This is a genomic window from Variovorax sp. SG517 (assembly GCF_013376045.1).
Taxonomy (GTDB): Bacteria; Pseudomonadota; Gammaproteobacteria; order Burkholderiales; family Burkholderiaceae_C; genus Variovorax.
In genome coordinates, this window is record NZ_JABMJG010000006.1 from 63018 (window position 1) to 78930 (window position 15913).

11 protein-coding genes and 1 pseudogene are annotated in these 15913 nt (G+C 68.1%); 8 read left to right on the plus strand and 4 right to left on the minus strand.

Annotated elements, in window-relative coordinates:
- Window positions 1–89: 89 nt before the first annotated feature.
- The 5 genes and pseudogenes from FHT32_RS18910 (at window position 90) to FHT32_RS18930 (ending at window position 7833) form a co-directional block, all read left to right on the plus strand.
- Window positions 90–1079: a tripartite tricarboxylate transporter substrate binding protein gene (locus FHT32_RS18910; RefSeq protein WP_176666155.1), complete on the plus strand. Its 990-nt coding sequence runs from the start codon at window positions 90–92 to the stop codon at window positions 1077–1079.
- A 21-nt stretch (window positions 1080–1100) separates the two neighbouring features.
- Window positions 1101–2612: pseudogene (locus FHT32_RS18915) on the plus strand (class I adenylate-forming enzyme family protein); the annotation flags it as partial.
- A 42-nt stretch (window positions 2613–2654) separates the two neighbouring features.
- The gene (locus FHT32_RS18920) at window positions 2655–3437 is read left to right on the plus strand and encodes a citryl-CoA lyase (protein WP_176666538.1); all 783 of its coding nucleotides are present in this window, start codon (window positions 2655–2657) and stop codon (window positions 3435–3437) included.
- Between the two features lie 245 nt (window positions 3438–3682).
- Window positions 3683–4726 (plus strand): TRAP transporter substrate-binding protein, encoded by a 1044-nt coding sequence (locus FHT32_RS18925; protein WP_371132200.1) that lies wholly within the window; start codon window positions 3683–3685, stop codon window positions 4724–4726.
- A complete protein-coding gene (locus tag FHT32_RS18930) occupies window positions 4723–7833 on the plus strand; it encodes an EAL domain-containing protein (protein WP_176666156.1) in 3111 nt (1036 codons plus the stop codon). Before FHT32_RS18925 ends, FHT32_RS18930 begins: the two co-directional genes overlap by 4 nt.
- A gap of 320 nt (window positions 7834–8153) precedes the next feature.
- Here FHT32_RS18930 and FHT32_RS18935 read toward each other — a convergent pair whose 3' ends face one another.
- Both FHT32_RS18935 and FHT32_RS18940 read right to left on the minus strand, forming a co-directional pair.
- Window positions 8154–10535, minus strand: coding sequence for a DNA polymerase II (locus FHT32_RS18935; protein ID WP_176666157.1), 2382 nt, complete (start codon window positions 10533–10535; stop codon window positions 8154–8156).
- Between the two features lie 176 nt (window positions 10536–10711).
- A complete protein-coding gene (locus FHT32_RS18940) occupies window positions 10712–11488 on the minus strand; it encodes an AraC family transcriptional regulator (protein WP_176666158.1) in 777 nt (258 codons plus the stop codon).
- Between the two features lie 98 nt (window positions 11489–11586).
- On the opposite strand from FHT32_RS18940, the gene FHT32_RS18945 reads away from it, so the two are divergent.
- The 3 genes from FHT32_RS18945 to FHT32_RS18955 all read left to right on the plus strand — a co-directional run bounded on the left by FHT32_RS18945 (window position 11587) and on the right by FHT32_RS18955 (window position 15026).
- The gene (locus FHT32_RS18945; protein WP_176666159.1) at window positions 11587–12390 is read left to right on the plus strand and encodes an NAD(P)-dependent oxidoreductase; all 804 of its coding nucleotides are present in this window, start codon (window positions 11587–11589) and stop codon (window positions 12388–12390) included.
- A gap of 1342 nt (window positions 12391–13732) precedes the next feature.
- Window positions 13733–14593 (plus strand): glucose 1-dehydrogenase, encoded by an 861-nt coding sequence (locus tag FHT32_RS18950; RefSeq protein ID WP_371132201.1) that lies wholly within the window; start codon window positions 13733–13735, stop codon window positions 14591–14593.
- A 37-nt stretch (window positions 14594–14630) separates the two neighbouring features.
- Complete coding sequence (locus tag FHT32_RS18955) at window positions 14631–15026, plus strand: VOC family protein (protein ID WP_176666161.1); 396 nt, start codon at window positions 14631–14633, stop codon at window positions 15024–15026.
- Window positions 15027–15060: 34 nt separating this feature from the next.
- On the opposite strand, the gene FHT32_RS18960 is transcribed toward FHT32_RS18955, so the two are convergent.
- Both FHT32_RS18960 and FHT32_RS18965 read right to left on the minus strand, forming a co-directional pair.
- Entirely contained in the window at window positions 15061–15258 is a 198-nt protein-coding gene (locus FHT32_RS18960) for a hypothetical protein (protein ID WP_176666162.1), read from the minus strand.
- A gap of 73 nt (window positions 15259–15331) precedes the next feature.
- Window positions 15332–15862: a DUF4142 domain-containing protein gene (locus FHT32_RS18965; RefSeq protein WP_176666163.1), complete on the minus strand. Its 531-nt coding sequence runs from the start codon at window positions 15860–15862 to the stop codon at window positions 15332–15334.
- Window positions 15863–15913 lie beyond the last annotated feature (51 nt).

The following is a 15913-nucleotide window of genomic DNA, read 5'->3' on the forward strand; positions in this document are numbered from 1 at the left end:
CCTGCCTGACGGACGCGCTTGCCGTGCGGTGCCAGGCCTTCGGGCAGGCACCGCCGCCGTCACCGAAATACTGAAGGAGACAACAGAACATGCTATGCCCGACCGCATCCCGCCGGCGTTTGCTGGCCCTTGCCACTGCGCTGGTCTGCAGCACCGCGCTGCCCTCGCATGCACAGCCCGCCCCCTGGCCGTCCAAGCCGGTGAAGCTCGTGGTCGGCTATGCCGCGGGAGGGGCCACGGACGTGATCGCGCGCCTGGTCGCCATCAGGCTGGGCGAACAGCTGGGCCAGCCCGTGCTGGTGGACAACCGCACCGGCGCCAACAGCAACGTGGGCGCCGAAGCCGTGGCCCGCGCCCCCGCCGACGGCTACACGCTCTACGTCTACACCATCGCCAACACGATCAACGCGTCGCTCTATGCCCGGCTCGGCTACGACCCGATCAAGGATTTCGAGCCCATCGGACTGATCGCCAAGATTCCCAACATCCTGGTGGTCGACCCGAAGCTGCCGGTGAAGAGCGTGGCCGACTACGTGCGCTTCGCCAGGGAGCAGCCCGACGGCATCACCTTCGCATCCTCGGGCAGCGGCTCATCCATCCACCTCTCGGGCGAGATGTTCAAGATGAAAGCCGGCTTGAAGATGCTGCATGTGCCCTACCGGGGCAGCGCTCCCGCGATCACGGACTTGCTGGGCGGGCAGGTGCAGTCGATGTTCGACAACGCGCCCTCGGCGCTGCCGCATGTGCAGGGCGGAAGGTTGCGCGCCATCGCGATCACCGGTCCCCGGCGCTCGCCGCTGCTGCCCGACGTGCCCACCGTGGCCGAGTCGGGCTATCCGGGCTTCGACGTCCAGTCCTGGTTCGGCCTGGCCGCCCCCGCCGGAACGCCGCGCCCCGTGATCGACCGGCTCAATGCCGCGCTGGGCAAGGTCCTGGCCGCGCCGGAAGTACGCCAGCGGCTGCAGGACATGGCAGCCACGCCCGAGGCCGGCACGCCCGAGCAGATGCGCGCGTTCGCTGCCGCGGAGATCAAGCGCTGGCGCGACGTGGTCAAGGCGTCGGGCGCCACGGCCGAATAAGGAAAAAAAGGAGCCTGCCCCATGTTTCCCATCGACTTCTTCTGGCGCGCGGCCGAACGCTGGCCCGACCGCATCGCCATCGACGCCCCCGAGGGCACGACCCGCTACGACGCACTGGCCGCCCAGGTGGCCGCGCTGGCCTCGGCCCTGCGCGCACTCGACCCCGAGCCGCAAAGCCGCGTGGGCATCTGCGCGAGCAACAGCGCCGGGCACATCGTGGCGCTTCTGGCCGCGCTGGCCTGCGGCAAGGTCTGGGTGCCGCTCAACCCCAAGAGCACCCGCCCCGAGATTCGCCGGATCGTCGATGCGACCGAGCCCTCGATCCTTGTGGTCGACCCCGCCTGCGCCGGCCTGCTCGAAGGCGCGCCGGGTGCGCGCATCTACAGCGGCACAACCGGGGAAAGCGGGGACAGCAAACCCACCATCGCCACGTTGATCGCGCGCCACTCCGGGGCTGCACGGCCCACCTTCGCCCTGCCGCCCGAGGCAGCGCAGGCGATCAAGTTCACCGGCGGCACCACCGGCGCGCCCAAGGGGGTGATCCAGCCATATCGCGCCTGGATGGCCACGATCGTCAACCAGATCCATGCCTGGGGATTCGAGCCGCGTGATCGCTACATCATGGCCGCCCCGATCACCCACGGCACTTCGACCTATCTCCTGCCCATCCTGGCGCAGGGCGGCTGCCACGTCGTGCTGGCCGAGAGCGGCGCCGAGGCCGTGCGCACGGCCTTTCGCGAGCGCGGCGGCACGGTGTGCTTCATGCCCCCCACGCTGGTCTACATGCTGATGGCACTGCCGGGCGCTTCGCGCGCGGACTTTCCGCAGCTGCGCCGCCTGATCTACGGCGGGGCGCCGATGCCGCCCGAGAAGATCCGCCAGGTGCGCGACTTCTTCGGCCCGGTGCTCGGCACCACCTATGGCCAGACCGAGGCGCCGCAGATCCTGACGGTGATGCGCCCCGAGGACTTCGAGGAAGAGCGCAACTGGGCAGCCGTGGGCCGCACCACGTGGTTCAGCGACGTGGCCATCATGGCGCCCAATGGCCGACTCCTGCCCGCGGGCGAGGTCGGCGAGGTGGTGGCGCGCGGCGACCTGGTGATGAGCGGCTACTGGCGCCTGCCCGACAAGACGGCAGAGACGCTGGTGGGCGACTGGCTGCACACCGGCGACCGCGGCCTGATCGACGAACGGGGCTACCTGTACCTCAAGGATCGCCTGAAGGACCTGGTCATCACGGGCGGCTTCAACGTCTACCCGGTGGACGTTGAGAACGCGTTGGGCCAGCACCCCGCGGTGCACGAATGCGCGGTGTTCGGCATTCCCGACGACAAGTGGGGCGAGGCCGTACAGGCTGCCGTCCAGTTGCGCCCGGGCGCTCGGGCCTCCGAGGCCGAGCTGATCGCGTTCGTGCGCGAACGCCTGGGCCCCGTGCAGACACCCAAGCACATCCATTTCTATGAGAGCTTGCCGCGCTCTCCGGTGGGCAAGGTGCTCAAGGCGACCGTGCGCGAACGCGCGATGGTTTCCGCCATCGCCCCCCGCCATCGCCACAGCCCAATGAAAGACCACACCATGCCCAACTCTCCCGCCACGCCCGTCACGGGCCTTTGCACCCACACGCTCACCAGCCTGCACTACCGCGACGAGGATCTGGTCGAGGATCTGCTCGGCAAGAAGACCTTCACCGAGGCGATGCTGAAGCAGATCCTGAATCGCACGCCGCGCGGCGTGGACCTGCGCATCACCGACGCCGTGCTGATCGTCCTGATGGAACACGGCCTCACGCCCAGCGCCATCGCCACGCGCCTGGTCTACATGAGCGCGCCCGAGAACCTGCAGGGCGCCGTCTCGGCGGGCCTGCTGGCGGTGGGCAGCTCCTTCGTCGGCACGATGGAGAACTGCTCGGGCCTGCTCGATCGCATCGGCGCGGCAGCGGATCCGGACGCCGAGGCGCTGGAGATCGCGCGCCACCACAAGGCGCTCAAGACCCCGGTGCCCGGGTTCGGCCATCATCTGCACAAGCCGGTGGATCCGCGTGCCTACAAGCTGCTCGACATCGCGCGCGCGGAGCCCGAATTGCCAGGAGACAAGGTGCGCGCGCTCGAGAGACTCTCGGCCGCCGTGGACGCGGTGGCGCAGCGCCCCATCACGATCAACGCGACCGGCGCCGTGGCGGCGCTGCTCGGCGAGATCGGAGTGCCCACTGCCGTGATGCGCGGCTTCGCGGTCATCTCGCGCGCGGCGGGCCTGGTGGCCCACATCGTCGAAGAGCAGCAGAGCCCTTCGGGTCGTTTCATCTGGGACACCGTCGAGCAGGCCATCCCGTTCGTGGACGGGCTCGGGAAATCCCGATGACCGCGGCGGGGGCCGCATCCCTGCGCCCCCGCTGCCGAGCTCGTTGAGAGCCCGCTCGGCAAGCTCCTGTTGCCGGCGCGCCGTCCGGGCAGCCCGATGCCGCGGCAGGCCGGCGGCCGTCCCCGGCGCGCAACAGGCGGCGCTCCCGCACGCCGCCACCCGGCGTTCCTGTGCCATGATGAAGTTCCCTGATCCACTTCCCCCGCACCCGGGCGCTGCCCCGCCCTGGCTGGCACGACGTCACCTTGGCCTACCTCGTCGCACTTCTGATGTTCGTCGCATCGCTGTGCCATGCACAGACCGCGCCTGTGCAGCGCCTGCGCATCGTTGGAGGACTGGCCGGGGTCACGCAGTACACGGGGCAGGAGGAACAGTTCTGGACGCGTGATCTCGCCGCGCTGTCCGGCGGCCGCTACACCGCCAGCATCGTGCCCTTCGACCGTGCCGGCGTGCCCGGCCAGGAAATGCTGAATCTGATGCAGCTGGGCGTCGTGCCCTTCGGCACGGCGCTGATGAGCCAGGTATCCACCCAGTTTCCGGAGCTTGGTGCGCCCGACATGGCCGGCCTGAATCCCGACATCGCCACGCTGCGGCGGGTGGTCGGCGCATTCCGTCCCTATCTGTCGCAGGCCCTGCGCGAGCGCTACGACGTGGAGCTGCTGGCGGTCTACATCTATCCGGCGCAGGTGGTGTTCTGCAACAAGCCGATGCAGCAGCTCGGCGACCTCGCGGGCAGGCGCACGCGCGTGTCGAGCCCGACACAGGCCGACTTTGTCGCGGCGCTCGGCGGTACGCCGGTGTACACCGAGTTCTCGCAGATCATGGCGAACATGAAATCGGGCAACACCGACTGCGTCATCACCGGCACCATGTCCGGGCACACGCTGGGCCTGCACGAGGTGACCAGCGTGCTCTATGCCATGCCGCTGAACTGGGGCGTGGCCGTCTTCGCCGCCAACCGCGAGAGCTTCAATGCACTGCCGCCGGACCTGCAGGCGCTGCTGCGCAAGGAACTGCCGCGGCTGGAGGCCGCGGTGTGGGCCCAGTCGGAGCGCGAGACCGAGGAGGGCATCGCCTGCAACACGGGTGCGGCAGGCTGCGGCAGGGCAACCAGGGGGCGCATGCTGGCGGTGCGGCCCTCGCCGCGCGACGAGGCCCGCCGCCGCGACATCTTCGCGACCCAGGTGCTGCCCGGATGGATTCAGCGCTGCGGCCCGGTGTGCGCCACGGTATGGAACCAGACGGTCGCCCCGGTGGTCGGCATCCAGGCCCGGGCCACGGCACGGTGACGTTACGGTTTCCCCGCCGCATCGCCGCCATCGTCTACGGCGTGGCGCTGGTCTTCCTCGCCACCGTGGGGACGGTGGCCTCCTTCATCGTCTGGGAAGCCAGGCTGAAGGCCATCACCGATCACGAGAACCAGACGGTCCGCTTCGTGACCGGCTCCGAGGCCGCGCTCAATCGCGCGCTGCTGAGCGTCGACATGCTGCTCGCGGGCGCCAACGAACTGCTGCGCGGCTCGAAGGCCGGCAGCGCCGGCCGAGACGCTGCCAGCGCCGGGCCGCACCAGTTGCTCGACAACATGGTGCGGCAGAACCTGCTGGTGCGCCACGTGGCCTTCGTCGATGCGCGCGGCACCGTGGTGGCCTCGTCGGACCGGCGCGGCGAATACCTGCCGCTGGCCCTGCCGCCGGGCTTCGTCGACGGCGTGCTGGCGAAGCCCGTGTCGACGCTGGAGATCAGCGCGCCGGCCATCAGCCTGGTGACCTCGCAGAAGGTGCTGTACTTCGCCCGCGCCGTCACGCTCGCCGACGGCTCGCGCATGCTGGCGGTGGCGGAGGTGCAGCTGTCGCTGCTCGCGACGATCATGACGCAGGGTGCCGGCCTGCGCGGCCTGGAGGTCACGCTGGAACGCGATGCCGGTTCACTCCTGGCGAGCGTGCCACCACGCGACGACCTCGCCGGCAGGCCGATCGAGCCGCCGCTGCACGAGCAGACCAGCGACGGCAAGCCGCAGCGCATGGCCGCACGCCTGAGCGGCGAACCGGCCATCGTGGTGGCCCGGCCTACGCTGCACCGAAATCTGCTGATCGTCGCGAGCATGCCGCTGACCTCCGCGCTGATGGACTGGAGCCGCGAGCGCGACCTGATCGCATGGACCGGCGCAGCCGTCGCGCTGATGATCCTGTCGGTGGCGTGCTTCACGCATGTCCAGCTGCGCCGCCAATGGCGTGCCCGCATGGAGCTGGTGCAGTCCAAGGCCACGCTGGACCAGGCGCTGGAGTCCATGATCGACGGCTTCATCCTGCTTGACGCCGAGCACCGCGTGCTCACCTGGAACCGCAGCTTCGTCGCGATGTTCCCGTGGGTCGGATCGATGATCGCGCCGGGGCTGCCCTTTCGGCGCATCATGGACGAGACCGCTCAGCACGTGGTGCACGGCCGTGGGCCCGCCGGCTGGTTGGCGCTGAATGCGCCGCAGATGGCACAGGCGCACTCCGAACAGGAGGCGCTGCTGCAGAACGGCCAGGTGATCCGTGCCACGCGCAGCCGGACACCGGATGGCGGCATGGTCTGCGTCTACCACGACATCACCGAGAAGCGTCGCCACACGGCCGCCATCATCGAGAGCAAGGCGCAGCTGCAGGCCACGCTGGACGCCCTGCCCGACCTGCTGCTCGAGGTGGGCCTGGACGGCCGCTGCCACGGCCACCACACGCCGCGCGTGCCCTTTCCCGCCGCCGGTCTCGAGAACCCCGTGGGCCGCACCCTGCAGGAGTTGCTGCCGCCCGAGGCGGCCTCGCAGGTGATGGCGGCGCTGCGCGAAGCCAACGCCAAGGGCTACTCGGCCGGCCGCCAGTTCGAGCGGCGCGACCAGGGCGAGCGCAACTGGTTCGAGATTTCCGCGTCGCGCAAGGCGGTCGACGAGGCGGCCGATGCGACCGTCGATGCCACTGCCGGCGACCCGGCCGAAGACCTGGCCGGCAGGGCCGAGGAGCGCGGTGCGCGCTTCATCGTGATCCTGCGCGACATCACCCAGAGCAAGCGCGCGGCGCGCGAGATCGAGCACCTGGCCTTCTACGACACGCTCACCGGCCTGCCCAACCGGCGGCAGCTGCTCGACCGCCTTCACCAGGCCATTGGCGACGCGGCACGCCGCCCGGGACTGTGCGCGCTGCTCTTTCTCGATCTGGACAACTTCAAGACGCTGAACGACGCGCTGGGGCACGACGTCGGCGACGTGCTGCTTAAGCAGGTGGCACAGCGGCTGAAGAGCTGCCTTCGCGAGGGCGACATCGTCGCGCGCCTGGGCGGCGACGAATTCGTGGTGATCCTCGAAAACCTGAGCGACCAGGTCCCGGTGGCCACCTCGCAGACCGAAACCGTCGGCGCGGCCATCCTCGCGCACCTGAACCAGCCCTACCAGCTCGGCGCGCAGCACCACCACGGCACGTGCAGCATCGGAGCCGCCCTGTTCGACGCCCGCACGGCCTTGATCGAGGAAGTCCTCAAACAGGCCGACATCGCCATGTACCGCGCCAAGACCGACGGCGGCAACGCGCTGCGCTTCTTCGAAGCGGACATGCAGACCCGCATCACCACGCGCGCCGCGCTGGAAAACGAACTGCACGCCGCCATTGCGGCGCAGCAGTTCGTGCTGCACTACCAGAGCCAGGTCACCAGCGACAACCGGGTGCTGGGCGCGGAGGTGCTGGTGCGCTGGCACCATCCCGTGCGCGGGCTGCTGCTGCCGGGCCAGTTCATCGACGTGGCGGAGGACACCGGGCTCATCATCCCGCTGGGCCTGTGGGTGCTGGAGACGGCCTGCAGCCAGCTCGCGGCATGGAGCGGCGATCCGTTGCGGCAACGGATGCAGCTCTCGGTCAACGTGAGCGCCCGGCAGTTCCGCGAAGCGGACTTCGTCGACCAGGTGGGCCGCGTGCTGGCGCGCACCGGTGCCGACCCGCAGAAGCTCAAGCTGGAGCTCACCGAGAGCCTGCTGCACGAGAAGGTGGCCGACGCCGTCGGCAAGATGCAGGCGCTGGCGGCGCTGGGCATCCGTTTCTCCATGGACGACTTCGGCACCGGCTACTCGTCGCTGTCCTACATGACCCAGCTGCCGCTGAGCCAGGTGAAGGTCGACAAGTTCTTCGTGCACCGCATCGGGCTCGATCCGAAGGTGGAATCGATCATCCTGGCCATCATCGGCATGGCGCGCAGCCTGGAACTGGAGATCGTGGCCGAAGGCGTGGAAACGCCCGCGCAGCGCGACTTCCTGGTGCGCCACGGCTGCGGCCTGTGCCAGGGCTATCTGTTCGGCGTGCCGCAGCCACTGGAAATCTATGAGCGCGAGCTCGATGGAAAGCTCGATCGCCCGGATCCTGTCTTCTCGTGAAGACATGAACCGTCTCCCGGTCGTCCGGATCTTCGTCAGCATCCCCAGGGCATCGGCCCGCGTCGGGACGCCTGTTGGTGCCGAAAGAAAGCACCGTCGTGCAGCCGCCGGCAACACGCTGTCACTTTTTCGCATGCCGATTTCGCAAAACTCTGGAAACAAAAGGGCTACACTGCAGCCGGGACAGCCAATCTCTCCCTCTACCCTCCTCCTATGGCTGTCCATTTAACCCGCTTCGGCGGGTTTTCTTTTGGCAGGTCGGCCCGGTGCGCCACAGCCCCGGCAGCGCGCGCCCGGGGGGATTCGCCTCGGTCGCGGCGCTAGAAAAGGTGTTGCTGCGAGCTCGTCAGGGCCGCGAAGCTCGCTCCCATGGGCTGCAGGATGGCGTCGGCGATCGGCTGCAGCTGCCGGCTCAGGTAGTGGTCGTAGTCGATCCGGGAGTGAAGGGCCTCCATCGGTTCCGGGCCGTTGCGGGTCATGACGTAGCGGATCCAGCCGCCGTTCTGGTACTGCCTGGGCCGATGGAGCCGGTCATTGTGCTCGTCGGCGAGGCGCGCGGCGCGCACCTGCGGCGGCACGTTGACGAGGTAGGCATCCAGCCGATGGCGCAGGCGCTTCCTGTAGACGAGCAGTTCGTCCTGGCCGCCGCACAGCGTCGAGCGCACGTACTCCCTCACGAACTCCTCGTAGGGCTCGCCACGGAAGATGCGCGAGAGCAGCCCCTCCTGGAACTGCCGCGCCAACGGGGTCCAGTCGCTGCGGGCCATCTCCAGGCCGCGGTAGATCATTTCCTCCTTGCCCGCGGCGTCCTTGCTCAGGCCGGCATAGCGCTTCTTGCTGCCCACGTCCGAGCCGCGGATGGTGGGCATGAAGAACTTGCTGTAGTGGGTGTCGAACTCGATCTCGAGCAGATTCTCGAGGCCGTGCGTCTCGCGCAGGGTGCGTGTCCACCAGCCGTTGATGTCTTTCACGAGGCCTGCCGCGACGGCATGCGCCTCCTCGTTGGTGTGGGTGCGCCCGAGCCAGATGAAGATGGAGTCGGTGTCGCCGTAGATGGCCTCGTAGCCCCGGCGCTCCACGAATTCGCGCGTGAGCTTCATCATCTCGTGCCCCCGAAGGGTGATGGCCGACACCAGCTTGGGATTGAAGAAGCGGCATTCGGACGCGCCCAGCACGCCGGCGAACGAGTTCATCAGCAGCTTGAGTGCTTGCGACAGCGGTTCGTTCCCGGCCCGCTTGGCCTCGTCCCGCGCGCGCCAGAGCGTGGTCACGATCTCCGGCAGGCAGTGCCTGGTGCGGGAGAAGGTCGTTCCCTGGGGCCCCTGGACGACCGCGGCCGGATCGCTCGCGCCGGCGCCTTCCACGAGGCCCACGGGATCGACGAGGAAGGTGCGGATGATCGAGGGATAGAGGCTCTTGTAGTCCAGCACCACGACCGAGTCGTAGAACCCCGGCTTCGAGTCCATCACGTAGCCCCCGGGGAAGGCCTTGCTCGGTATCTCGCCCACGTTCGGCGCCACGTAGCCCAGTCGATGCATGCGCGGCAGGTAGTGGTGGCTGAACGCCGCGATGGAGCCGCCGAAGTGGTCGATCTGCAGGCCGGTGGTCTGCGCCCGCTCCAGCACGAACTGCAGCAGCTTCGCCTTCTCGAAGATGCGCAGGACGAGCTCACAATCCCGGATGTTGTAGTGCGCGAGCGCGGGCTTGTCCTCCTGGTAGCGCCGCTCGATCTCGGCCATCTTGTCGTACTCGTCGCCGATGGCCTTGCCCTCGCCCAGCAGCGCCTGCGAGACGCTCTCCAGGCTGAAGGAAGGAAAGCTCCACATCGCGGCCCGCAGTGCCTCGATGCCGTCGACGATCACCCGCCCGGGCACGGAGGCGAACAGATAGCCCTGCTTGCCCGGGTGGGTGCGCCAGTCGATGGTGCCTCGCTCCCGTCCCAGAAGCAGTTGCGCCCCGCAGTCGTTGGCCGTCTTCTGCAGTACCCGCAGGTCGAACTGGATGACGCTCCAGCCGACGATGACGTCCGGATCGTTCCTCTCGAACCACTCGTTGAGCTTCTCGATCATGGCCCTGCGGGTCGGGCAATAGACGAGCGAGAAGTCCGGATGCGCCTGCGGCCCGCCCGGCACGACTGGCGGTTCGCCCAGCATGAAGACGGTCCGGTCCTGCGCCGCGTCCAGCGCAATGGAATAGAGTGCCTCGTACTGGCTGGTCTCGATGTCCAGCGACACCATCTTCAGCGCCGGGCGGTATTCGGGCGCGGGCCTGAGCCTGCAGTCGACGAGCGCCGAGCGGTCCGTGCACCCTCCTTCCACCTGCACGCCGGCGGTGATGAAGCGCTCCATGAGGTGGCGGTCGTGCGGGCGCACGTCGGCCTCGAGCAGCGGAACGTCCTGTGCACGGAGTGCGCGCGCCAGCCGGCCGATCTGCCGGAAGTGCTTCGCATAGACACCGACGACGGGCTCCCGCTGGAAGGTCTTCAGGTCGAGCTCGCGAAGCTCCATCCCCGGCATGGCGGCAAGCTGCGCCTGCACTGCCGCGCGGTGCCGGGCCGCGACGAACGCGACGGACGCCTGGGAGGTGAGCACGACCTTCATCGGCCCCGCATCCGTGGCCAGCCAGTATTCGATCTCCGTGCCCGCCGGGGCATCCCGCCAGTGGCGGGTGAGGATGAAGCCCTTGAGTTCGATGGGTGCCACGAGAGCCTGAAGAAATGGGGACGCGAAGTAGACGTGCTTGGGCGGCACGGATTTTCGCCCAGTCCATTGCATCCCGCCCTCGAGTGAGCGGCTGATTCGATTCCTGCTGGCGGGATTTCGAGACGCTTCAGGAGCCACGCCCGTTCCGCTCTGCACGCCAGCGCAGCAACCTGACTTCAGTCGATCCCAGGCCCCGCACGGAGTTCGTCGACGAGTGCACGCGGCGTCACGCCGGCAATCGCCCGGAACTCGGCGATGAGGTGCGCCTGGTCGTAGTAACCGGCGGCAGCGGCGATCCCCGCCCAGTCCACGCGGCCGTCCTGACGCGCATCGCGCAGCGCGCGGTGGAAGCGCGTGAGCCTGGCGAATGCCTTGGGGCTGGTGCCCAGTGCTTCGCGAAACACACGACGCAGGTGTCGGGCGCTTACGCCGAGGTCTGCGGCGACAACGTCCACGCTGGCGCTCTGCAGCCTCCTGGCGGCTTCGAGCGCGAAACGCGGATGGACATTGCGCTCTTGCGCGGTGCCGATGCGCTCGGAGATTGCGCCCTCCAGCGCCGCGGCCGCCTCGGCCATGTTGCGCGCGTCGACGAACCGATCGAACAGCCGCGCGCTGTCGCCCCACAGATCCTCGAGTGCGATGGTGTGCCCGGCGATGGCGGAAGCGGGCGCGCCGAGAACCGCCTCGTGCGTGCCCAGGCGAAGACGCGCCACCACGATCCGCTGGCCGCCGAAAACCAGCTTGCGGTGCACTTGCTGCCGCGCACCGAGCACATGCGCATCGAGTCCGCCCCGTGCCATCGACCCGAAGCGAACGACGATCTGGGTTTCCATGCGCGGCACCAGGGTGCCGCGCATGTCGCGGTCGATCTCGTGCAGAGAGAGTGCGGCCAGGCAGGACGCGGCCGACGCACCCTGCGTCGGGTGACCGTGGGGAACGTTGTAGACACGCATGGCCCGATTATTCAGCCGCGCGGCAAGGGATGGGGTTTCACCTTCGCATGTCCGTTTCTTCCAATTCGCGTCGAGGGCCCACCGCTACGCTGCGGGCCATGAAAATCCTGATCACTGGAGCGACCGGAAAGGTCGGAAGCCGACTCGCCAAGCGACTTGCCCTGCGGGGTGACCACGTGCGAGCCCTCGTGCGCGATCCGGCGCGCGCTGCCCCTCTGCGTGAGGCCGGTGTCGAGGTCGTCCAGGGCGACCTGCAGAACGCTGACTCGCTGGCAGCCGCAGTGCACGGCATCGAGGCCGTGGTCCACTGTGCCGCCTTCTTCCGCGGCGCGACGCCCGAGCAGGCGCACGCGGTCAATGACCTCGGTACGCAGCGTCTCGCGCACGCCGCGCGCAACGGCTCGGTGCGGCGCTTCCTCTTCGCCAGCACAGGTCTTGTCTACGGCGCGAACGGTGGGCAGCCCGCTTTTGAGGACGACCCTTGTGCGCCGACGACCGCCTATCCGGTGAGCAAGTTGGCCGCCGAGCGCTTCCTCCTGGGGATGCAAGGCTTGGACGTGCGTGTGCTTCGCCTGCCGTTCGTGTACGGCGATGGCGATCCGCATATCGAGGAGGTGATTCCGGTAATGCGCGGATTTCCTCCGGCGCAACGCATGTCGATCGCCCACCACGTGGACGTCGCGCAGGCCGTCGCTCTGTTGCTCGATGCCCTGTCGCCTAAGCACCGCATCTACAACGTGGTCGGCGACGAAGCGCCCACGCTGGCCGCGCTCTTTGCCTCGGTGGGCGCCCCGCCGCCGGACAGCTCGAACGCCGAGTTCGCGCGCGCCTTCGATGCGCTGATGGACGGCCGCCGCATCCGCGAGGAGTTGGGCTTCATGCCGAGATTCCCTCGCCTTTGACGCGCGCAGCAAGCGAATCGAGCTTGGCTGCAGGAGAAGGCCGTCGAAACGCTCACACTGCCCCCGGCAGCTGTCACGCCCCGCGCACTCACCGAAACTCGCTTTCGCAGCACTACGCGAACGTTGGGCTCGCGCGCATGGCACCGAACTTCCGAAAGCCTTCTCGATGTGCCGCTGCTTTGGGTGCACGGTCACACACAAGCGCACCCGCCCTCCTCTCAAACGAGGGAATCCAGCTACTTATGGGGCTGTCTTGTATTCCCGCTGCTCGGTTCAGGAGTCGGCAAGGGACTCGCATCCTGAGGATTGCGGCGCGTCAGCCCGCCCGTGGCCGAGCCTCCGCCCGGCCGCTCGCTGCGCCGGGTGCGTACATCCGGCGGCCCTTTGCTCTCGTTCAAGGGGTCCGATCTGCCGGTATCTACGTTGCGCGCGGGATTCGCCGGTGTCTTGGCCGGATTGCCCTGAGTACTAGGTGCGACCGATCCTTTCGGATTGCCGGTAGGTTGCGCCTGCACTCCGTGCAGCGTAATTGCCGCGTACAGGGCCACCAGGGAGATCGTGGTGCGGATCATGAGCGCCCCTTTCGGTTGGCCGGAGCGCTGGGCCCGTTGCTGTCGGACAGCTGTTCCACAGGAGGTCCGAGCCTTCCGCTGTCCCCGCCTCGCGCGCGGGTGGTACCGGCGTCCCGCGTGCCGTTGCGTCCTGAGTAGATCTCCTCGTCGTCGAAATCCAAGGAGGGCTCGCCGGGGCCTCCTCCGCTTTGCACAATGTCATGTCTGCGGTCACCGCCATGGGGTTTTCTGTTGGATGCCATCGAAGGTCTCCTTCGCGAAAGAAAAAGCCATGCTTTTGCTCTCGGGCCACCCCGCCCGTGAGAGTGACGGGACATTCCGTGTAGGTCTGCACGCATCTCCATGCGCGCGCCCCTGGGCGACCATGTTCAAGCACAGGGCAGGCACGTCGGTTGCCGTGAGGAAACCCGTGACCTGTCAACCCGAACGGGAAGCTCCATCCATGAGGCGAAAAAAAACCTACCGGGCGCCGCCGAATGTTCTCGCCATATGTCCGCGGGCGGAGCGGAACATTCCTACAGCCCAAGCCGCGCACCGCCGATGAACTGCGAGCCCGATAAGAGCGAGACCAGCGTCCTGGGCTTTGAAACGAGCGAGCGCCGATGTCTCCCGGGTGCATCGGCAAGGATGCGTGATGCCGCTGGAGCCATGCGCCACGGTCTTCGGCATCGCGACCACTTCCGGCTCCCGCGTCCACCTGCCCGCCGCGCGGGCGGGCAAGCCCTGAATCCCCTGTTCTGTTCCTGATTGGAGAAACCATGACACATCCCATGCATTCCGCCCCGAACCCGCCCTTCGACACGCCCCGCCAGGCACCGCCCGGCCTCGAATCGCGGATGGACCCAGCGCCGGATTTCGGCGAATCCTCGTATGTCGGCTCCGGCAAGCTGGTCGGCAAGGCGGCGCTCATCACTGGCGGCGACAGCGGCATCGGCCGCGCCGTGGCGCTGGCCTTCGCGCGCGAGGGCGCGGACGTGCTGATCTCGTACCTCGCCGAGGAGGAATCGGACGCGCAGCGCACCGCGCAGCTCATCGAGAAGGAGGGCCGCACCTGCGTCGCCGTGCCGGGCGACATCCGCGAGGAACCCCATTGCAGGCATCTGGTGGACACCGCCATGGAGCGCTTCGGCAAGCTCGACGTCCTGGTGAACAACGCTGCCTTCCAGATGGCACACAAGGACCTGGCCGACATCACGCCCGAGGAGTTCGACCGCACCTTCCGCACCAACGTCTACGCCAACTTCTTCCTATGCAAGGCGGCGGCGGCCTGCATGAAGCCGGGCAGCGCGATCATCAGCACCGCATCGGTCAATGCCGACAAGCCCAACGCCACGCTCGTGGCCTACGCCGCGACCAAGGGCGCGATCCAGAACATGTCCGGCGGCATGGCGCAATTGCTGGCCGAAAAGGGCATCCGCGTGAACTGCGTGGCGCCAGGCCCGTTCTGGACGCCGCTGATCCCCTCGACGCTGCCGCCCGACAAGGTGAAGAACTTCGGCATGCAGACGCCCATGAAGCGGCCCGGCCAGCCGGCGGAGTTGCAGGCGGTGTACGTGATGCTCGCCTCCGACCAGGCGAGCTACATCTCCGGAGCCACCGTGGCGGTGACCGGGGGCGTGCCATTCATCTGAGAAGCGGGCAACGCCAGGCTACGAGGGTACGAACGCCATGTACGCACACATCCAGCTCGGCGCCCGGGACCTGGTCCTCATGTGCGCCTTCTACGACCGCGTGCTCGCGCACCTCGGGCTGCAGCGGATCGTGGCACTGGAGAGCATCGGGCCCGCAGGCGTCTATTGGCGACGTCCGGGCCGGCGCTGGCCGCAGTTCGTGATCAATCGCCCGTTCAACGGCCTGGAGGCCGGCGCCGGGAACGGCACCCAGGTCAGCTTCCTGGCTGACAGGCGCGGCACGGTCGATACGCTGTGGATCACCGCCCTCGCCCACGGGGGCAGCGACGAAGGCGCTCCAGGCTTGCGTCCGCGCTACGCACCGGATTTCTATGCGGCCTACTGCCGCGACCCGGAGGGAAACAAGCTCTGCTTCGTTCATACGGACTCGTAGTTCCGCGCACCCGCTCGAAGCGCTGCTGCTGCACCTACTTCGACGTGGGCGGACTTCCGTTGTCCTGCAGCGGCTTCGCGGCCCCTTGGGCCGGAACGTTGCCCGGCCCGCGCTCCGGCTTTCGCACGCCGTAGAAGAAGAGCATGCCGACCACGATGATCGCGATGACGGCCAACAATGCGGCCATCAATCTGCGGCCGGCGCGGCCGCCCTTGTCTCGAGCCTTGTCCATGAGAACTCCTTATTGAACCGCCGGCCTGCGCGCTGCACGGCTCGCGCGGCGCAGGCCGGAGCGGGTCCATGGCCTACTTCTTGGCCATGCTGGCTTCGAGGGTGCGCGCGTGTTGCAGGTGCGACTGCACTACCGGCAACATCTTGCCGGCCAGGGCCTTGAGATCGGCGTCCTTCGCCTGGGACTGGGTCCTCTTCAGCAGCTTCTCGGTGGCTTCGTGGTCGCCGACGCCCGCCTGCTTCACATAGCGGCTGTCGAACATGCCGCCCGAGAGTGCCTTGAATTCGAGAGCCGTGGCCTTGTGCTTGACGTCCGGCGAGTCGGGCAGCTCGGTGCCCTTGGCGGCAGCCAGCGTCTTCACATCGCCGAGCCCCTTGGAATGGTCGTCGACCATCATCTGCGCGAACTTCTTGATTTCGGCGTCCGAGCTTTTCTCCAGCGCCATCTGGCCGGTCTCGATCTCGGCGATGTTGGCCTGCGCGATGTCCTTGAGCATCGCCGCATCGGCGGCCGCGAGCTTGTCGGCGGCCCATGCCGAAGAGAAGGCGAGCAACGAGGAAACGACGGCGACGCGGGCCGCGAGGTGAAGAGGAAATCGGGTCATGGGATGCACTCCTGGGTTGATCAAGCATCGAAGACTCTCGCCCTCTCGCCG